This is a genomic window from Brenneria tiliae (genome assembly GCF_023347575.1).
Classification (GTDB): domain Bacteria; phylum Pseudomonadota; class Gammaproteobacteria; order Enterobacterales; family Enterobacteriaceae; genus Brenneria; species Brenneria corticis.
The window spans coordinates 44,659-64,165 of sequence record NZ_JAKPCB010000102.1 but is presented as its reverse complement, the minus strand read 5'-3'; the positions used below and the strand labels follow the sequence as shown (position 1 = coordinate 64,165).

The 19,507-nt window shown below is 59.8% G+C and carries 18 protein-coding genes; 7 read left to right on the top strand and 11 right to left on the bottom strand.

Translation table 11 applies throughout. The annotated features are described in order from the left end of the window. Positions 1 to 13: 13 nt before the first annotated feature. Together MFP24_RS18965 and MFP24_RS18960 are read right to left on the bottom strand one after the other, a co-directional pair. Positions 14 to 937 (bottom strand): transketolase family protein, encoded by a 924-nt coding sequence (locus tag MFP24_RS18965; protein ID WP_249232170.1) that lies wholly within the window; start codon positions 935 to 937, stop codon positions 14 to 16. Next, positions 937 to 1,743, bottom strand: coding sequence for a transketolase (locus tag MFP24_RS18960; RefSeq protein WP_249231842.1), 807 nt, complete (start codon positions 1,741 to 1,743; stop codon positions 937 to 939). Before MFP24_RS18960 ends, MFP24_RS18965 begins: the two co-directional genes overlap by 1 nt. A 371-nt stretch (positions 1,744 to 2,114) precedes the next feature. Here MFP24_RS18960 and MFP24_RS18955 point away from each other — a divergent pair, with 371 nt between their 5' ends. Then, on the top strand, positions 2,115 to 2,909 hold the full coding sequence (locus MFP24_RS18955; RefSeq protein ID WP_249231841.1) for a DeoR/GlpR family DNA-binding transcription regulator: 795 nt from the start codon (positions 2,115 to 2,117) through the stop codon (positions 2,907 to 2,909). Between the two features lie 87 nt (positions 2,910 to 2,996). Here MFP24_RS18955 and MFP24_RS18950 read toward each other — a convergent pair whose 3' ends face one another. From MFP24_RS18950 to MFP24_RS18935, 4 genes are all read right to left on the bottom strand, one after another. After that, positions 2,997 to 4,673, bottom strand: coding sequence for a methyl-accepting chemotaxis protein (locus tag MFP24_RS18950; RefSeq protein WP_249231840.1), 1,677 nt, complete (start codon positions 4,671 to 4,673; stop codon positions 2,997 to 2,999). Between the two features lie 312 nt (positions 4,674 to 4,985). Continuing rightward, positions 4,986 to 6,935 carry a methyl-accepting chemotaxis protein gene (locus MFP24_RS18945; protein ID WP_249231839.1) on the bottom strand — a complete coding sequence of 650 codons (1,950 nt, stop codon included), beginning with the start codon at positions 6,933 to 6,935 and terminating at the stop codon, positions 4,986 to 4,988. A 168-nt stretch (positions 6,936 to 7,103) separates the two neighbouring features. Beyond that, a complete protein-coding gene (locus MFP24_RS18940) occupies positions 7,104 to 7,568 on the bottom strand; it encodes a YehS family protein (protein WP_249231838.1) in 465 nt (154 codons plus the stop codon). A 118-nt stretch (positions 7,569 to 7,686) separates the two neighbouring features. Then, positions 7,687 to 8,208: a 1,2-dihydroxy-3-keto-5-methylthiopentene dioxygenase gene (locus MFP24_RS18935; RefSeq protein ID WP_249231837.1), complete on the bottom strand. Its 522-nt coding sequence runs from the start codon at positions 8,206 to 8,208 to the stop codon at positions 7,687 to 7,689. A 254-nt stretch (positions 8,209 to 8,462) separates the two neighbouring features. Here MFP24_RS18935 and MFP24_RS18930 point away from each other — a divergent pair, with 254 nt between their 5' ends. Genes MFP24_RS18930 through MFP24_RS18910 form a run of 5 tightly spaced genes read left to right on the top strand, consistent with a single transcriptional unit; the run spans position 8,463 to position 13,968 of the window. Then, complete coding sequence (locus tag MFP24_RS18930; protein ID WP_249231836.1) at positions 8,463 to 9,443, top strand: sugar ABC transporter substrate-binding protein; 981 nt, start codon at positions 8,463 to 8,465, stop codon at positions 9,441 to 9,443. 3 nt (positions 9,444 to 9,446) lie between these two features. Further along, positions 9,447 to 11,000 carry a sugar ABC transporter ATP-binding protein gene (locus MFP24_RS18925; RefSeq protein ID WP_407062028.1) on the top strand — a complete coding sequence of 518 codons (1,554 nt, stop codon included), beginning with the start codon at positions 9,447 to 9,449 and terminating at the stop codon, positions 10,998 to 11,000. Beyond that, positions 10,997 to 11,989, top strand: coding sequence for an ABC transporter permease (locus tag MFP24_RS18920; RefSeq protein ID WP_249231835.1), 993 nt, complete (start codon positions 10,997 to 10,999; stop codon positions 11,987 to 11,989). The genes MFP24_RS18925 and MFP24_RS18920 overlap by 4 nt, the downstream gene beginning before the upstream one ends. Positions 11,990 to 12,000: 11 nt before the next feature. After that, positions 12,001 to 12,984 carry an ABC transporter permease gene (locus MFP24_RS18915; protein WP_249232168.1) on the top strand — a complete coding sequence of 328 codons (984 nt, stop codon included), beginning with the start codon at positions 12,001 to 12,003 and terminating at the stop codon, positions 12,982 to 12,984. A gap of 42 nt (positions 12,985 to 13,026) precedes the next feature. Continuing rightward, positions 13,027 to 13,968, top strand: a complete 942-nt coding sequence (locus MFP24_RS18910) for a carbohydrate kinase family protein (protein ID WP_249231834.1) — start codon at positions 13,027 to 13,029, stop codon at positions 13,966 to 13,968. A gap of 38 nt (positions 13,969 to 14,006) precedes the next feature. Here MFP24_RS18910 and MFP24_RS18905 read toward each other — a convergent pair whose 3' ends face one another. The 5 genes from MFP24_RS18905 to MFP24_RS18885 form a co-directional block, all read right to left on the bottom strand. Beyond that, positions 14,007 to 14,741 carry a hypothetical protein gene (locus MFP24_RS18905; RefSeq protein ID WP_249231833.1) on the bottom strand — a complete coding sequence of 245 codons (735 nt, stop codon included), beginning with the start codon at positions 14,739 to 14,741 and terminating at the stop codon, positions 14,007 to 14,009. Then, entirely contained in the window at positions 14,726 to 15,142 is a 417-nt protein-coding gene (locus tag MFP24_RS18900; RefSeq protein WP_249231832.1) for a hypothetical protein, read from the bottom strand. Before MFP24_RS18900 ends, MFP24_RS18905 begins: the two co-directional genes overlap by 16 nt. Positions 15,143 to 15,282: 140 nt before the next feature. Beyond that, positions 15,283 to 16,311, bottom strand: a complete 1,029-nt coding sequence (locus MFP24_RS18895) for a 2-hydroxyacid dehydrogenase (RefSeq protein WP_249232167.1) — start codon at positions 16,309 to 16,311, stop codon at positions 15,283 to 15,285. Next, on the bottom strand, positions 16,311 to 17,816 hold the full coding sequence (locus MFP24_RS18890) for an FGGY-family carbohydrate kinase (RefSeq protein WP_249231831.1): 1,506 nt from the start codon (positions 17,814 to 17,816) through the stop codon (positions 16,311 to 16,313). The genes MFP24_RS18895 and MFP24_RS18890 overlap by 1 nt, the downstream gene beginning before the upstream one ends. Before the next feature lie 145 nt (positions 17,817 to 17,961). Then, a complete protein-coding gene (locus MFP24_RS18885) occupies positions 17,962 to 18,270 on the bottom strand; it encodes an ArsR/SmtB family transcription factor (protein WP_249231830.1) in 309 nt (102 codons plus the stop codon). Between the two features lie 91 nt (positions 18,271 to 18,361). Here MFP24_RS18885 and MFP24_RS18880 point away from each other — a divergent pair, with 91 nt between their 5' ends. After that, a complete protein-coding gene (locus tag MFP24_RS18880) occupies positions 18,362 to 19,450 on the top strand; it encodes an NADH:flavin oxidoreductase/NADH oxidase (RefSeq protein WP_249231829.1) in 1,089 nt (362 codons plus the stop codon). Positions 19,451 to 19,507: the final 57 nt, after the last annotated feature.

Below are 19,507 nucleotides of genomic sequence, written 5' to 3'. Positions count from 1 at the left end.
GGCCGCGTTCTCCTTATGAAACGGCGTGTAAAGCGGTGTGGCGCAGCGTGGCGAGCAGGCCGTCGGCATCAATACGGAATTGATGCCTTAAGGCGCCGCGGCTGCTGCTATGGGTAAATTCATACGGCGGAATGCCGAGCGGAATGAAGCGCTGGCGACAGGCGTGTTTGAGCATCAGTTCGCCAATAATGCTGCTCAGGCCGCCGCTGAGCACATGCTCTTCCATGGTAATGACCTGCTGGTGCGCCGCGATCAGTTTGACGACCGCCTGCTCATCCAGCGGCCAGAGCGACGGCAGGGAGACGATGGTGATGCTGCGGTCTTTTGCCGCCAGCGCTTCATGCGCCAGCGTGCCCAGACAGAACACCACCGTGTCGGCGCCGTGCTGCAGCACCTCCGGTTTGCCGGGCTGGAACCGATAGTCGGCGTCATGCAGCACCGGCACTTTGTCGCTGTCCATGCGGATATACACCGGCCCCGGATGGGCAATGGCGTAGCGGGCGATGGCGCTGGCCTGCGCGGCGTCCGCCGGCGCGAAGATCTGCAAATTGCCCATGGAGCGGGCGATGGCGATGTCGTTGGTGCAATGGTGCGTCGCCCCCAGCGGGCCATAGGCGAAGCCCGCGTTGAGGCCCAGCATTTTGACGTTGCTTTCGGAGTAGCAAATATCGTTCTTTACCTGTTCATTCGAACGGGCAAACAGGAAAGGGGCCGCATTGGCGGTGAATACCGTGCGGCCACTGAGCGCCACTCCCGCGGCGATGCCCACCATATTCTGTTCGGCGATGCCGACATTGATCACCCGCTCGGGAAAAGCTTTTTCAAAGGGGGCGATTTTGGAGGTGGAGGTCGAGTCCGCCACCATCACGCTAAGGTTGGCGCCGTTTTGCTGTTCCTCTACCAGTGCGGCAATCACCGCGTCGCGTAAGTCTTGCATCATTGTTCCTCCAGCTCTGCCAGCCCAAGGACTAGCTGCTCATCGTTCGGTACGGCGTGGTGCCAGGCCGGAACGTTGGCCATAAATGAAATGCCGTGGCCTTTTTCCGTGTTCGCCAGGATCACGCGCGGTTTACCGCGGCCAGGGTGATTCACCGCCGTGATAATCGCCTGCGGATCGTGACCGTCACACTCATGGACGTCGAAACCGAACGCGCGCCACTTATCGGCCAGCGGCTCCAGCGGCATGATGTCTTCCGTTTTGCCCGCCAGCTGTAGCCGGTTGCGATCGACAATCACGATCAGATTATCGAGCTGAAACTTGCTGGCGGACATGGCGGCTTCCCAGTTGGAACCTTCGGCCAGTTCGCCGTCGCCGAGCAGCACGAACGCCCGACGGTGGCGGCGTCCCTCCAGTTTGTTGCCCAGCGCCAGACCTACAGCGACGGATAAGCCGTGGCCAAGGGCGCCGGAGTTGATCTCCACCAGATCCGGTAGCTTCTGACGGATGGGATGCCCCGCCAGCAGGGTATCGTCGCCCATAAACTGATCGAGTACGGCGGGATCAATCAGCCCCATGGCGGCCGCGCTGCAGTACAGCCCGCCTGCGCCGTGTCCTTTCGACAAGATGAAGCGATCCCGATCCGGGCGGGGCTGTTTCCTGTCCATTGCCGACATAAACAGCGTACAGATAATGTCGACTTCGGAGAGGTCCGCACCGGTATGGCCTTTGCCTGCCCGATGGTTCATTTGCAGTACATAACGCCGGGCCTGACGCGCTGTCTGTTTAATTGTCTGAAAGTCCATCATTACCTCTTTCATCAACGGAGCCGCTGTCGGATAACGCGCTTAATCACGTCATTGGCGAACGTTCATTTTCAAATAAAAATATAGACTATCGTTTGGTGCGATATTGTGGCGTGGATCAAATTTCAAACAAAAGCAAATGATAATGATTAATGCGTTGATTTATCTTGATTATTATTTTTTATCCGCCTTTATATCGGCATGAAGCAATAAAAAGCATTAAAAATCAACTATCGTTTTATGATTAATTGTTGTTTTCGAATGAAAATAAATATGCGTTATCACTGCGCTCGCATTGCCGGTGCCGCGGCGGTAATATTTGACGTAACAACAGGGTTGGCGTTCGTGGTCTGTCAAAGGGAGTGTTTCGATTGAAAAGCAAAAGTGAGCAATTAGCGGATATGCAGAAACGACGTGAGAAGATCCTTGAGATGATTCGTGAAGATGGCACTGTCACAGTGAAAATGCTCACGGAAGCCTTCGATCTGACGGAAGCGACCATCAGAACCGACCTGCGGATGTTGCAGAAAGAGGGGTTGGTGCAGCGTTATCACGGCGGCGCAACGCTGGTGACCGGCAGGCAAAACACCCATGCGTTACTGCTTGAGCGGCAGATCAACCTGCATGAGAAAGAGGCGATTGGCCGGGTGGCGGCGCAGTATATCAACAATGGCGATACGGTCATTCTGGACTCCGGTACGACGACGTCGGCTATCGCCAACCATCTCGGTCATATCCGCAAGCTGTCGGTGATCACCACGGCGGTGAATATAGCCCTGAAGCTCGGGGCCGAGCCGGGAATAAACATTCTGCTGACCGGCGGCACCTTTAAATTTCCCACCCTGTCGATGTCGGGCGAGAAAGCCGCCAGCTTTTTTGAAAACGTACTGGCGGAGAAGCTGTTTCTGGCGACCGCCTGCATTTCGCCGCGTCTGGGATTGAGCTTTCCCAGTGAAACCGATATCAAGGTGAAAAGCGCCATGATGAAGTCGGCGCGCACGGTTTACGTGGTCGCCGACTCCAGCAAGATTGATAAGGTATCGATGTTTGCGCTACCGTGCGACTGGCGTGATATCCACTATCTGATTACCGACAGCGGGATCTCTCAGGGATCCATCGACGAGTTTGAAGCGCTGGGGGTACAGGTGCTGGTGGCGGGAAGCTAGTCTTGTCAGGGTGTTGTCTGAATATTTCGGGATAATTTCAGGGAGGTTGATGCGCTGGCCGCAGCCAGCGCAAGTGCCCGGGATGAATTAAAACGTTTCCCAGTTATTTTCACCTTTCTTTGCCGGGGGAAGCGCTCCGTCGGCGGGTAATCCTTGCGGCAAAGGCATGGGTTTGACCGGGGCGGGATGATGAGCGCCGGTCGCGCCGCTTTCCGGCAGATGGAATACCGCCACCGCCTGAGTTAAATGGCGCGCCTGCGTTTCCAGCGACGCGGCCGCGGCCGCTGATTGCTGCACCAGGGCGGCGTTCTGCTGGGTGACGCCGTCCATTTCGGTGACCGCCTGCGCCACCTGTTCGATGCCGCGATTCTGTTCCTCAGACGCCGAAGATATTTCCCCCATCAGATCGGTAACGCGGGTCACGGATTGCACGATGCCGGTCATGGTCTCGCCGGCCAGCGCGACCTGTTTGGAACCGCTGTTAATCCTGGTCACCGACTCGGCGATCAGCCCGCCGATCTCTTTCGCGGCCTGGGCGCTACGCTGCGCCAGATTTCTCACCTCTCCCGCCACCACGGCGAAACCACGCCCCTGTTCGCCCGCCCGTGCGGCCTCCACCGCCGCGTTCAGCGCCAGGATATTGGTTTGAAAGGCAATGCCGTCAATCACGTTGGTAATGTCGGCGATTTTTTGCGAACTGGCGGTGATGTCATTCATGGTGGTCACCACGTCGCCGACGAGATGGCCGCCTTTGTTGGCCAGCGCGGAGGCTTCCTGCGCCAGCTTATTGGCCTGCGTCACATTATCGGTATTCAGTTTTACCGTCGCACCCAACTGCTCCATGCTGGCGGCTGTCTCTTCCAGCGCGGCGGCCTGCTGTTCGGTGCGCGACGAGAGGTCGCTGTTGCCGGCGCTGATTTCACTGGCGCCCTGGTAAATGGAGGCGGCGCTATCGCGAATGGTGCCGACGGTGCGAATCAGGCTCTCCTGCACCTCGCGCAGGTAGGGAATCAACTGGCCGATATTGTTACGGCCGAAATCGCTAATGTCATGATGCAGCTCTCCTGACGACAGGGTCTGGAATTGCTTTTTGATCTGTTCCAGCGGCGTCAACAGGCAGGAGACCAGATAACGATCGGTCAGCAGCAGAATCAGCAGCCCGGAAATTAACGCGGCAATCAGCGCGCGCTGGCAGGTCTCGACCAATTGATGGATCTGCTGGCCGTTTGCTTCGTCACTGGCAAACAGGCTCTCGGCATATTTTTGCGTCGCCTTGCCGAACTCAATGCTGATGGGCGGCAGGGTGGTTCTTACCACATCACGGTATTGATCGACGTTACCCTCGGCAAGCAGGGCGATCATATTGCGCATTTCATGAATAACATTCGTCCAGTAACGCACAATATCATCAACCTGCTGCGGCAATACGCCGATCTGGGGTTGGGAGCGAAAAAGCGCCAGATCGTTTTGACTGACATCAAGGGCGTCCGTCGCCGCTTTAAGTATGCCCTGCGCTTTTTCCTGCTCGCCGCTCTGATGCAGATCGGCGACCATATATAACCGGACGGCGGTACGGAAATAAGATTCTGTTCCGTGGCTCATTATATTATTGTTTTTCTTTTGAATCTGGCTGGTTTCCAGTAGCTGGCTTAGCTGACCGAGAGAAGATAGCGTCAGCCAGGAAACCCCGCCCCAGAGTAATAAGAACAGGGTTAGGGTGGTTAATAACACTTTACGGATAGTTATATTTCTGAGCGATCGCATAAATTTATCCCGATTATTATGATTAGATTGTGATTTTTATGTTCTGCTACAAGGTGTTATTTGAATGGCGAAATATGAATAGCTATTTTTAATCACGTCAAAAAGGTTATCGGCACCGCTCGCCCATTTTATTGGCGATAATAAATAAATATTTCAAAATAATGATCGCACAATGATTATTGAAAATAATATTCAATATTTATTGTTGATTGGCATAATTGTTGAATACTCCCACTACAACGCGCCACGATTTGTGCCGTGGCGCAATAATGGTTGTATCAGCCGAATGTTTCCCAGGCGGGCTGTCCTGCGCTAGGACGACGTCAGCCGTTGCAGGGCGGTCAGCTGTTCCACCGCCTCGTGCATGGCGTCCATGCCTTTGGCGGCCTCTTTCATCCGCCCCATATTGGTGGTCAGATTACGGCGCTCCTGGCTGGTTTCCGTGCTCATGGCGGCGATCTGATCGGCGGCGGAGATGCTCTGGTCGGCCATCTCCTGGGTGGTGCCGACCGTTTGCGCGGCAACGCTGCGGATGCGCTCAATGGTCTCGACGGCGGAGCGGATATTGTGGCGGGTGGCGTCGGCCTGATCCTTCGACGAGCGGGCCAGGCGGCGTACTTCGTCCGCCACCACGGCGAAACCGCGTCCCGCCTCGCCGGCCCGCGCCGCTTCCACGGCGGCGTTAAGCGCCAGCAGGTTGGTCTGATCGGCGATGCCGCTGATGCCGACGGTGATCTGGGTAATGCCGAGGGAAATCTGTTCCAACTGGTTAAGCTCATGCTCCAGATGATCCTGCGCGCTGCGGGTCTGGGTGGCGGCTTCGCTGATGGCGCGAATGCTGGACTCCGCCACGTCAAGGGTTTCGCTCTGGCGCGAGGTGGCGCGCTCAAGCTGCGGCAGGGCGGTCAGCAGCGGGTTGAGCTCTTCCTGATAGGCCACCACCCGCTCGATCACTCCCGACTGGATGGCGTGCATCGCCTCCCAGCGGCGCAGCGCCCGCTGGGCGTAGTGCCCCGCATAGGCGGCGTATTCGATGGGGAAATGGGTCATCGCCTTGACGTCATGGTCGAAGAACGCCAGCGCGGATAGCGTCTGGTTGATGGGGACGCCGAAAATTTCTCCGAAGCTGGAAAAACCGGCCGCCGGCACGTCGTCAAAGAAGCTGGCCTGCCCCAGGCTGGCGGCGTTATTCATTCTGCGCAGCACGCAGTCGTTGAGCAGCAGCCCGCTGGGCTTGCCTTTCCCCGCCAGAAACCGCCGCCAGTCTTCCCGGGTGGCGGCGACAAAATCCGTCGCCTGCAGCAGATACAGGCGGTCGCCGAACTCCAGATCGCAGAAGAAAGCGAGGCTGTCCGCCCGAATGGCGGCCACCGAACGAATGAAATACTCATCATCCACCTTCACCCCAAAGGTTTTTCCCTCCAGGTGGTTGCCGATCTGTTCCGGCGCGCAGCGCAGGTGGTCGGACAGGGCGGTGATAATCGACTGGGGGCGTCCGCTGGCGTCGAATACCGAGGTGACGGTGCGGGCGACCGGATCGGCTTCGGCCACCAGCCAGCTCTGCGCGGTGGGTTCAAAGTTCTGGCTTTTGAACGGGGCAAAGGATTTCCCCGGCGCCATCTGGCAGAACACCAGTACCGCCTTGCCTTGCAATACCCCGTTATGGCTGCCGATATAGGTGGCGCTGAAGTCGAGTTTTCCCCCGGCCGAGCCGCCGATGGCCATGCAGGGGAAGCGGCCGCTGGCGTACCACGCTTGCATCAGAAAGCCTTCGGCGGCGGAGAGTCCGTCGCAGTAGATCATGGCGAAGGTGCGATCGGCGGAAAGCGGCATGGCGACGTTGATCCGCTCCAGCTCCTGACGAATGGCCGCCACCCGCTGGCCGGCGGTCATTTTTTCCCGAACGTGCAAATCAATAACGTGCGTTTCGTGGCGGGATATCAAGGTTTGCGGCAGCCATAGCCAGCTGCCCTGGCTGCCGGCCATATCGCAATAGGGGGAGCTTTTCGGGCGGTTGCACAGGGCGCCGGTTGAAGAGAGCGTAAGCACCGTCAGGTTGGCGTCGGCGAAACGCCGCCAGGCCTGGCTGACGGTGGGAAAATTCGCCTCGGGGGGCACAAAGGCCAGTAGAATCCCCGCTTTGGCGGAAAGGCCGAGGCTGCTCGGCGAGGTGGGTAAGGCTTCACAGTCAAAGACGCCGCTCGCGGGCGATTGATGACCGAAAATCGTTGCTCCTGCACGGAAAGACGACAAAATTCCCATAGGTAGTTCCCTCTCTTCAATTGAATCATGCACAAAGCGAATCATTGAATAAAAACAGTCTAATCCCTGAGGCGGGCGCAGTATGAGCTGCTGGTCACGTTTATCCGCGCCGCGTTCAGTGCTGTTTTTGGGAACTTGTCAACGTGCCGACGCCCGCGCCGTCGGGCGTCAGCCTTGGCGCAGACGCGCGGTCAATCCCTTGAGGAAATAGCGCAGCACCTGATCGCCGCAGGCGCGGTAGTTTTTGTGTTCCGGCGCGCGCAGCATGGCGGTCAGTTCCGGCTGCGACAGGCGGAAATCCTGGGACTGCAGAATCTCCTGAATATCGGTGGTTTTCAGGGAAAACGCCACGCGCAGTTTTTTCAGGATAATATTGTTGGTGATTCTGCGCTCCACTTTGGGCGCCGGGCGGCTGTCGTCTTTTCCGCGTTGGCGGATAATCAGCCCGTCAAGGAATGCGCCCATCAGGATATCCGGGCAGGGCTGGTAGCCTTCCTCCTCTTCTTTTTTGATAAAGCCGGCTATCTGCTGCGGGGTGATGCGGGTATCCATCAGCGCCAGGATCTCAATCAACTGCTGGTTATTCAAATTCAACATGTAGCGCAGGCTACGTAGTACATCGTTATTTATCATTACCGGATTTTTCTCGCCGCTTATCAATGGCGGGTAGTATAAAACGCAAGGAAGGATAAAGCGATGCGCGAAAGGATGCCCGACGGACGCGGCGGCGCGCCCGCAGGCATAAGGCCGATCAGTGGAAGGTCTCTCTGCCGGTAAAATGGCCCACCCAGCCCGCGGGGTTGGTAAAGATGCGGATGGCGACGAAATCCGGGGATTCGCCGCTGTCAAACCAGTGCGGCGTATTGGCCGGCACGCGCAACAGATCCCCCGCCTCGCAGGTGAGCCGGAACACGTTGTCGTTAATCGGCACAAAAAAGGTGCCGCTGCCGTAAACGAAAAAGCGCACTTCATCTTCGCTGTGGGTGTGCTCCTGGAGAAATTTTTCCCGCAGTTCCTGACGCTGCGGGTGATCCGGCGTCAGTCTGATCACATCCGATGAGGTATAGCCTTCCTGTTGCTTGAGCCGTTCAATCTCGTCGTGGAAGTGGGCGAGCAGCGCTTCGCTGCTGGATTCGTGGCTGATGCCGTCGACGGGCCAGTGCTCCAGCTGAATGCCGGCGCCGGCGAGCAGCGCGGCGATATCGTCGAAACGTGAGAGCTGTCGCACCGGCTGGGCGATCTGCGGACGTTGGAAAATGGACAGAGTGGTCATGGTCTTCACCTCGGGGATTCATCGCTAGTCCGTTAACCATTATCTTTCTATGGATAAAAAACAAGACGCTTTATTTATATCTTATTCCAGTGTTTTTATAGCCAAAAGGCGGGTGTGTTAATATTTTTAACTAGCGGTTAACGCCATTCCCGATTAGTTAATAGCTATTATCATTTTTGTTATTTAGATTTAAATTTTTCTACTGTTAGCATCCCTTATCGCAACTAACTGTATAAAAATTAGGATAAAAAACCATGACCGCTCATTTTCGTCGTTTAGGTCTGCTGGCATTGCTGGTCGGCCTGGCCAGCAATGCGCAGGCTGCGGATGAATCGCTTTCGCTCAAGGGAAAAACCATCGGCGTCGCCGTGGTGGGGACGCAACATTTCTGGGATCGCGAGGCGTACAAGGGCGCGACCGAAGAGATAGAAAAACTGGGCGGCAGCGTGGTGGGCGTGGACGGCGGGCGCGACAATCAGGTGCACGCCAACAACCACGATATTCTGCTGTCGCGCAAGGTGGACGCGGTGGTGAGCATTCTGGGGGACAGCGCGGTGGAGCCCAAGTTCAAGGCGCTGCGCGACGCGGGCATCCCGGTATTTACCGTCGATCACGTTTCGCCGTATTCCATCAACAACACCACCTCCGACAACTATGCCATCGGCTCCACCATCGGGCGTTACACGGCGGACGTGCTGGGCGGCAAGGGCAATGTAGCGGTGTTCAACGCCTTCTCCAACTCGCTGCGCATCTGCGGCATCCGCTACGATCTGTGGAAATATGTGTTGCAGGACTATCCTGACATCAAAATCATTCAGCCGGAGCTGGCGGAACAGTACTCCAACTCGCCGGAAGACGCGCGCAAGAAAACCCTCGAGCTGCTGAGCCAGCATCCGAAGGGCACGCTGGATGCGATTCACGTGGCGTGCTGGGACCAGCCGGCCATCGGCGTGGTGCAGGCGCTGGAAGAGACCGGGCGCGACAAGGACGTGAAAGTGACGGCGATTGACGCCGGTCCGGAAACGCTGGAAATCATGGCGGAAAAAGAGAGCCCGTTTGTCGCCAACGTCGCGCAGCAGCCGCGTCTGATCGGCACCCTGGCGGCGAAAAACGTGGCCCGCCACTTTGCCGGCGAAGCCCTGCTGCCGCAAACCTTTGTGCCGGTGCTGCCGGTGAAAGGGGAAGCGGAGGCCAAGGCGGCCTATAAGCAACTCGGCTACGGCGAGCTTAAGTAACCCATGACGGCGCACCAACAGGCGGCGGCCCCGGCATCGCCGGGGCTGGCGATGGCGCGGATTGGCAAGCGCTTTGCCGGCGTTACCGCGCTGGAGGATGTTTCGCTGCATGCCGCTCCGGGCGAGATCCACGGCCTGATTGGCGAAAACGGCGCCGGAAAATCCACCTTGATCAAGATCCTGGCCGGGGTGTATGCCCCGGATAGCGGTTCTATCCTGTTCGACGGTCGGCCGGTGCATCCTGTGACGCCCGCCGCCGTCCACGCCCACGGCGTACGGGTTATCCATCAGGAACTCCATTTGATCCCGCACTTTACCGTCGCCGAATCGGTGTTTATCGGTCAGGAGCGCCGCCATCGCTGGCTGGGGCTGGATCGGCGGCGGATGCGCCGGGAAACCGAGCGTTTCTTTCAGCAAACGCTGCAACTGCCGATGGACGCCAACCGCTTAATCAGTGATTTGAGCCTGGCGGAACGCAAGCTGGTGCAGATAGCGCGGGCGCTGATCGACGGCAACGCCCGGCTGGTGGTATTTGACGAACCGACGGCGCCGCTGGAGGCGCGCGAGGCCGGCCTGCTGCTGCAAACCATTCTGGCGCTAAAGCAGCGCGGCATCGCCATTATCTATATTTCCCATTATCTCAACGAGATAGCAGAGATTTGTGACCGTGTCACGGTGCTGCGCAACGGCCGTAAGGTCGCCACGCTGCAGGGGGCGGAGGCCCGGCATATCGACGGCATGATCCAGCTGATGGTGGGGCGCGATATTAACGGCCTGTTCGCCGCGCCGCGTCGCGCCGCCGCGTCCGAGCCGCCTTTTTTGCGCGTGGATAGGCTGACCGACGGGCGGCATTTCCGCCCGCTCGGCTTTTCGCTGGCGCGGGGCGAGATTGTCGGCATCGCCGGTCTGCTGGGATCGGGGCGCGAGGCGCTTATCGACACGCTGTACGGCTTAACCCCGGCGCGCGGCGGACGTATCGAAATTAACGGCGTGGCGCGCCGCATCCGCTCCCCGGTGCGGGCCACCGCGCTGGGGATGGCGCTGGTTCCGCGCGATCGCCGCCATCAGGGGCTGCTTTTGCCCTGGTCGGTGGCGGACAATATCAATCTCTCCTCGCTGCCCGCGGTGGCGAGCCACGGCTGGCTGCGGCGCGCCAGGGCCAACCAGCGCGCGCGCCAACTGTCCGATAAGCTGGATATCCGCCCGCGCGAGGTCGGCCTGCCGGTGCGCTATCTGAGCGGCGGCAATCAGCAGAAAGTGATTCTGGCCCGCTGGCTGAGTACCGCCAGCACGCTGTTTATCCTGGACGAGCCGACGCTGGGGGTGGATATCGGCGCCAAGGCGGAAATCTACCAGCTGACCCGCCAACTGGCGGAGCAGGGGCGCAGCGTGATCGTCTCCTCCAGCGACGCCGGCGAACTGCTGGGACTGTGCGACCGCGTTCTGGTGATGTGGCGCGGCGAACTGATTGCCGATATCGCGACCGAACAACTCTCCGTAGACGCGCTGCTGGCGCTGACCAGCGGCGGCGCGGAAACGGAAAAGGAGGCAATATGATACCTCTTGCCGCTCTGGTGCCGGCCGGCTGGCGGCCGCCGGCGCTGCTCGATAAAATTCCGCTGCTGTTATTCGCCGCGCTGCTGCTGTTTCTGTGCCTGCAGGCGCCCTATTTTCTCTCTTGGCAGAATATCGCCATTATTCTGCGCCAGACGGCGCCGCTGGCGATACTGTGCTTCGGCCTGGTGTGTGTCATCGCCGGCGGCGGCGATGACGTGGTGGCGGGCGGCATCGATCTCTCGCTGCCCGCCATTGCGGTGCTGGCGGTGGCGATCGTCAGCCACGGCCTGACCAACGGCGGCGACGGCTATCTATGGCTGACGCTGCTGGCGGTATCGGCCACGCTGCTGGCGGGCGGGCTGAATGCGCTGCTGGTGGTGCTGGTGCGCCTGCCGCCGCTATTGGCGACGCTGGCCTGTTCCGTGGCGCTCACCGGCCTGACCAATCTGCTGACCCGGCAGCGGCGCATCAGCGTCGGCGATCCGGCTATCGTGGCGTTTCGCGATAACAGCCTGTTGGGACTGCCGCTGGCGGTGTGGTTTATGCTGCTGGTTTTCGCCCTGTTTCAGTTTATTGTCCACCATAGCCGCTGGGGACAGCATTTGCAGGTGGCCGGCGGTAATGCGGAAACGGCGCTGATGTCCGGGCTTTCCGTGCGCGCGCTGGTGACCGGCTCCTATCTGCTGGCGGCGCTGGCGGCGGCGTTGGCCTCTTTGACGCTGCTGGCGCAGGGCTCCGGCAGCTCGCCCGGCACCGCGGAGCCGCTGCTGTTGGAGATGGTGCTGGCGACCTTTATCGGCGCCTCGTTTTCCCGACGCCGGGTGGTCACCATCTGGGGCGCGCTGCTGGGAGCACTGCTGGTCAATGCGCTATCAAACGGGCTGGCGCTGCTGCGGGTGGATATCTTTTGGGTCGGCGCCATCAAGGGCGCATTGATTTTGCTGGTGCTGGGCGCGGCCTCGCTACAGCAGCGGAGGCGCGCATCGTGAAGCAGAGCGTTATGCCTTCCCCGGCCGTGCCGCGGCGGGACAATCTGCTGCTGACGCTGTTTGTCCGCTACGGTTTTTTGCTTATCCTGCTGGCGTTTTTGCTGTTCTTCGCGCTCAGCAGCCCGGTATTTCTGACTTTCGGCAACTGGGGCAACCTGTTGCAGGGGAGCGCGGTGCTGCTGATCGTGGCGCTGGCGATGACGCTGGTGGTCACCGCGGGCGGCATCGACCTGTCGGTGGGGGTGGCGCTGGACTTCGGCGCCGCGTTCGCGCTGGTGGCGCTCAAGGTCTATCAGTTGCCGTGGCAGGCGGCGGTGCTGGCGGCCTTGGCGGGCGGCGCGCTGGTAGGGCTGCTGAATGCCGGGCTGATTATTTATTGCCGCATAAAACCCTTCCTGGCCACGCTGGGCACCTGGTTTATCGGCAGCAGCGTCGAGCGTATCTATACCGACGGCGGCGGCCCGATCGCCTATCGGCGCATGGCGCCGGAATATCACCAACTGGCGGTGGGCGACCTGTGGGGGATACCGCTGCCGATCCTTATCGGGCTGGCGCTGCTGGTGAGCTACTACCTGTTTTTTGAGCGCACCATCGCCGGTAAACGCATTCACGCCATCGGGCTGAATGCGCCGGCGGCGCTGATCGCCGGCGTCAACGTGCGGCGCACGCTGTTCTGGCTGCTGATTGTCTCCTCAATGACCTGCGCCGTCGGCGGGGTGATCCTCTCCGCCAATCTGCGGCAGTTTACCCCGCTGGCGGGGCAGGCGTACCTGATGGACGCCATCGCGGCGGTGTTTATCGGCACCGCGTTCCACGCGCACGTGCGGCCGAACGTGCCGGGTACGCTGATCGGCGTGCTGTTCCTCGCCATGATCGCCAACGGGCTGAATCTGATGGGATTGAACTTTATGGTAAAAGACGCCCTGACCGGCATTATTCTGGTGGTGGCGCTGGCGCTGTCGTTTTTGCAGGGGCGCCTGCGGCAGCGTCGGTAAACGGAGACGGCGGCAGGGCCTGGGATGATAAAAGGAGTCGAAGTGAGTCAGTTTGATGCGGTTTTTGTCGGGTTAACCATTCTGGATATCGCCGGTCGTCCGGTCCGCGCACTCCCGCCCGGCGGCGGGGTGGAGTTTATCGAACAGATCCGCCTGAATCCGGCGGGCACGGCCAGCGGCGCGGCGATGAACGCCGCCAAGCTGGGGATCCGCACCGCCACCGCCGCCTGTCTGGGGGAGGATGAAAAAGCCGACTTTATTCTCGGCGTCTATCGGCGGCTGGGGATTGATTGCTCGCTGGTGCAGCGCACCCGCGAGGCGGAGACGTCCGCCACCATTCTGGCGATCCGCCCGGACGGCGAGCGTTCGGCGCTGCATTATCGCGGCGCCTCCGACCGGCTGTTTATTGCCGAGCAGGATTTTGACGCGGTATGCAATACGCGCTTTCTGCACCACGGCGGCACCGGGCTGCTGGCCAGGATGGATCAGGGACAGAGCGCCCGGCTGCTGCGCCATGCCAAGGCGCGCGGGGTCACCACCAGTCTGGACCTGATCGCCCCGGACGGCGGCACCCTGTCGCTGCTGGCGCCGCTGCTGCCCGATGTCGACTATTTTATGCCGTCGCGCCAGGAAGCGACGTTTTTGTCGGGGCGGGAGAAGCTGGCGGACAGCGCGGCGTTCTTTCTCGATCGGGGCGTGGGGGTATGCATTTTTAAAGCCGGCGCCGACGGTTCCTACGTATTCGGGCAGGATTTTTCGCTGCATATTCCCGCCTATCGGGTCCCGGTGGTGGATACCACCGGCTGCGGCGACAGCTACTGCGGCGGGTTTATCGCCGGGCTGGCGCGCGGCTGGGATCTTGAGCGCGCCTGCCGTCTCGGGTCGGCGGTTTCCGGCCTGGTAGCCACCGGCCTCGGCTCCGACGCCGGCGTGGTGGACTGGGAGGAGACCCTGCGGTTTATGGCGCAGGCGGAGACGTTGTAACCTGTTGACATCTATTGGATTACCCCACCACGACTTCGTTATGCTGAGATTATCAACACCAGGTAATAACAATGGTGGATCGTGGCGTGGTAGGGGTACTGCTGCCACTTACCTGATTTGAATGGGGTTAAAGTGCCTATATCCCAAGGAATACATCCATTTACGCCTACCGCACCGTCGCCAAGTTCTTCAACATACTGCTCCCGGGCAGCGTTATAAATATCGACTCTACCGGCGACATTCCGCACAGTTACAGCCCAAAGAGCAGCGCCATAAACAGTCTGCAAGTTATCGCAAACGAGATGCCGGTGAAGGATAGCCAACTGTCGGTAGATTTGGCCGGCCAAACCAACGCCTGCCTTTTGCGGGTGGACGTAAGCGCCTTTAATCTGTTTCCCCTGAACTTGATTACCATCACGGTTTTTGAAAATGAAGTTGTTATAGGCGAAACGAGCAATGATCATTGTTGAGTCTTCATCGATCATATCGAGAGCCAAGATCCTCTCAACAACCTCTTCATCACTCAGGCCGTTCTCTTCACGAAGTTCATCAATATGTTCAGTGATGAAACCCGGGGATGAGAAGGTCAATTCTTCTACCGTCGCAATATGGTCGTAATCAGCTTTGTCGTAGGTGATTTCCGTGAGGCGGAGCATCACAACGTCATCTGGTAAGAGAAAATAGTGGATATTGGAAATAAAACTCCCGCCTGGAAAAGACGGGAGTTTTGATAAATCTTTAGCGTAACTATCGCCGGTTAAAGAAGGCACCATTCCTTTTTGCTATCCTGAGTCTTGTTATCGCTAAAAAAAACGTGGGTAGCAAAGGTGTTTTCCATGAACCTGGCTACAGACGTCTCGATCATGCGTAAAATCTCTTCACTTACATGCAGATTCGGGTACTGGTTTTTGGGCTTAACCGTAAAGCGTAGTTTTTCGCCACGAATCGCTATTTCCGCAAAGGGCTTAACAACCGTAGTGTCAGCCGCGCGATCAAGATCGCTTTTCAGGGTTACAATGAAGTGCTGAGATTCTTTGTGGGTACGGCTAAGCATCCTACGCACCTCAACGGTGTCAGGAAACGAACGCGACTCAAAACTATTGATCACACTCGTGTTATCACGAATGGTCTGGAAAGAGCGCTGATTCTTTGCTTTAACTTGGCTGTGCAACATATACCCACCTTAGCCCGGGCACTATGTGCCGCCTGGCGTTTGCCTCACCTATGTGAGACCCTTCAGAGCGATTGACGGCATCGTCAACTGTTTAATAAATCTACGGCAAGCATAAGAATTTTACAACCACAAAACCCAACTTACTTCCACACATACAACAGCGGCTCGCCGCCGACAAAGCGCTCCAGCTCGGCGGCGATCATCGCGGTGTGTTTGCTCAGGGTTTCCCGCGTGGCGCCGGCGATATGCGGGGTGATCACCACGTTGTCGAATTCGGTGACGAACGGATGATGGCGCCACAGCGGTTCGCTGTCGTAGACGTCCAGCGCGGCGCCGGCCAGCCGTTTGTCGCGCAGGGCGGCGATCAGATCCTCTTCGCGCACCACCGCCGCGCGCGAGGTGTTGATCAGGTAGGCGTGCGGTTTCATGCGGCTGAGCAGCGCGGCGTTAACCAGGCCCCTGGTCCGCGGGGTGCTGTTCAGGTGCAGGCTGACGAAGTCCGCTTCGGCGAACAGCGCTTCCAGCGTGGTTTTACGTATGCCGGGTTCGTCAATTTCCTCCGCCGCGACGTAGGGATCGGCGATCAGCAACTGCATGCCGAACGCCCGCGCCAGCCTGCCCACCCGTTTGCCGATGCTGCCGTAGCCGACAATGCCCAGCGCCTTGTTGCGCAGTTCGCTGCCTTTAAACACCTCGTACGGGCTCTCTTTGGTGACGTCCCAGACCACGTCCTGCCGCAGGCCGGCCTGCGTAGCGCGGCTTTGCCGATCGTCGCGGGTGAACTCGCCGCGCTTCAGGGCCGCGTGCGCCTGCGGAATATGGCGCGCGACGTTGAGCATCAGCGCCAGCGTCAGTTCCGCGGCGGCATCGGCGTTGCGCCCCGGCGTATAGATCACCGGAATCGCGCGATCCCGCGCCGCGGCGACGTCGATATTCACCGGGTTGGCGCGGGTGCAGGCGATAAGCCGCAGGCGCGGGCAGGCGGCAATCACCCCGGCGGTGATATCGTCATAGCTGGTGATGATGATCTCCGCGTCCTGCGCCAGCTCAATCAGCGCCGCTTCGCTCAGTTTGGGTTTGCCGACGGCCCAGCCGTCCAGCACCAGTTCGCCCAGACGACGAAACCGATCGAGGCTGCCGTCATACTCGGCGGTAAAAATGATTTTCATCATAGCGGCTCTTCTGAAAGCGTATTTAGCGCCTGCTCGCGGGCCAGCCACAGGGGCTGCAACTGGTCGCGCAGCCGGCGAAAGATGGGGAACAGCGTCTGGTAATGGCGATGGGCGCGGGGATCGGGGATAAACGCCTGCCGCCCCGCATCGCCCGCCAGATCCGAGGGAACGATTTTTTCGCCCACGGCGAGCGCCGCCAGCACCGCCGCCCCGCGGGCGCTGAGCTCTTTCACCGGGCTGGCGATCACCTTGCGTCCGGTGCAGTCGGCGATGATTTGCAGCCACCAGGGGGAGGCCGCGCCGCCGCCGGCGATATAGAGATCGCCGCCGTCAGGGTAATCGGTCAGCGAGTCCTTGATGGCGTAGGCCAGCCCTTCGAACACCGCGCGCAGCAGGTGATCGTTGGTGGTGCGCTGGCCGATGCCGAAGAAGCCCGCCCGGGCGAACTGGCTGTAGAAGGGCGCCCGTTCGCCGTTCAGGTAAGGCTGGTAAAACACGCCGTCGCTGCCCGGCGCAATGCGGGCGATACGTTTGCCGAGCTCGTCGAAGTCGGCGGTATCCGCCAACTGCCCCAGCGCCCAGTCAATGTTCGGCGTGCCGGACTGCATGGCGAACAGATTGAGGTAGTGGCCCGGCCAGGCATGGGCGACAAAGCGCGTTTTGGGACTGACGCGCGCCAGACCGCGGCAGACGATGCCGGTGCAGCAGGTGGTGCCGAGGATGGTGAAAATATCCCCGTCGTGAACCGCGCCGATGCCCAGCGCGGCGGCGGAGACGTCCAGCGCGCCGGCGCACACCGGGGTGCCTGGCGGCAGGCCGGTCAGCGCGGCGATATCCTCCCCCAGCGCGCCGGCCGTCTCCTGCGGTTGCAGCAGCGGGGGAAACAGGCGGCGGAACGGGCGCAGTTCCAGCGCATCCAGCACTGTGTCCGACAGGGTTTCATGATGCAGATCCAGCAGCGAGGTGCCGGCATCGGTTAGTTCAAGGTTGGCGCTGCCGGTCAGGCGAAAGCGCACCCAGTCTTTGGCAAAGAAAAAGTAGTCCGCCGCGTGCAGCGACTCGGGTTGATGCCGCGCCAGCCAGTGAAGGATCAGGCTGCTGTTGCACGGCAGCAGCGGGGAGCCGGTGGCGGCGAACAGCGCGGCTTCAAGCGCCGGATCCTGTTTTAGCTGCGCCACCCGCCGCGCCGCGCGGGTATCGCTCCACAGGATGGCGCGACGGATGGGTTCTCCCCGGCGATCGCTCAGCCATACGCCTTCTCCCTGGCCCGTCAGCCCGATGGCTTTTAACCGGCCCTGCCGCAGCAGGGGGGAGCGCGACAGGGTGGTTAACGTCGACAATACCCCTTGCCACAGGCCGTTCATATCCTGTTCGGCATAACCTGAGTGGGGCGTCTCGGTGACGTTGGCGGCGGAGGCGATCTGGTGTTCATTAAACGCGCCGTCAAACAGCACCGATTTAACCTTCGAGGTGCCGATATCAATGCCAATGTAGTAATCCATCCGTCACTCACCTTCTGTATTGCGGGCGAAATCAGGGTAATGGAAAATCCGGCGGCTCTATATTCCTATATTGGCAAAGCAAATTCTGATTTGTGAAATAGATAAGCGGTTTTGCGCCTGCCGTTCATTCTGAACTGCCGCCTGGCTACACCTCAATCCGCTGCGCCAAAATGGCATCCAGCAACCCCGGAAAGCGGCTTTGCATTTCGCCGTGGCGTAAGCGGTTGATATGGGTGGTGCCGATATTGGTGGTGTGGATCAGGCCCGAATCACGCAATACCCGGAAATGGTGGGAGACGCTGGATTTCGGGCGGCCGCCGTCGAGATCGCCGCAGGTGGCTTCGCCCATGCGGGCCAGGCGGCGGACAATCTCCATGCGTACCGGATCGCTCAAGGCGTACAGTACGCGCTCAAGGACAAATTCATCGGCTGTGGGGTGTTTGAATGCTCTCATGGGCGAATTATAGCGGGCGGGTTGTTTAAAATCTATTATTCGAATAATATCGAAATATAGAACTATCCCCTAACTCATATAGGAAACGCCCATGTCAGCACTATTTCAACCCTTTAAACTGAAAGATGTCACGCTGCGCAACCGTATCGCCGTGCCGCCCATGTGCATGTATTCCGCCGATGACGGACTGATCAACGACTGGCATCAGGTGCATTACGCGTCCCTGGCGCGCGGCGGCGCCGGGCTGGTGATCGTCGAGGCCACCGCGGTGGCGCCGGAAGGGCGCATTACCCCGCGCTGCGCCGGTATCTGGAATGATGAGCTGGCGCAGGCGTTCGTTCCGGTGGTCAAGGCGATTAAGGCGGCAGGGTCGGTGCCGGGCATTCAAATCGCCCACGCCGGGCGTAAGGCCAGCGCCAATATTCCGTGGGAGGGGGACGACCATATCGCCGAGGACGATCCGCGCGGCTGGCAGACCATCGCCCCGTCCGCCATCCCCTTTGGCGCCAATCTGCCCAGAAAGCCGCGGGAAATGACGCAGCAAGATATCGACCGCGTGCGCCATGATTTTGTGGCGGCGGCGCGGCGGGCAAAAGAGGCGGGCTTTGAGTGGCTGGAGCTGCACTTCGCCCACGGCTATCTGGGGCAGAGTTTCTTCTCCACGCATTCCAACCAGCGCGGCGATCGCTACGGCGGCAGTTTCGATAACCGCAGCCGTTTTGTGCTGGAAACGCTGGCGGCGGTGCGCGAGGTGTGGCCGGAGCGCTTACCCTTGACCGCTCGCTTTGGCGTGATTGAGTTTGACGGGCGCGATGAGGAGACGCTACGGGAGTCGATTGAGCTGACGCGCCGCTTTAAACAGGCGGGGCTGGATATGCTCAGCGTCAGTATCGGCTTCTCGACGCCGCAGGCTGATATTCCCTGGGCGCCGGCGTTTCTGGGGCCGATTGCCCGCCAGGTTCGTCAGCAGGCGGATATTCCCGTGTCGTCCGCCTGGGGCTTCGGCACCCCCGACCTTGCGCAGCAGGCCGTCGCCGCCGAACAGCTGGATCTGGTGATGGTCGGCAAGGCGCATCTGGCTAATCCGCACTGGAGCTACTTCGCAGCGAAGGAACTGGGTATTGAACGTCCTTCCTGGACCTTGCCCGCCCCTTACGCCCACTGGCTGGAAAGGTATTAATCCCTGCCCGGCGTGAAGGATGACGGCGTTATCGCCGTCATCCGCCATCTTTTTGTC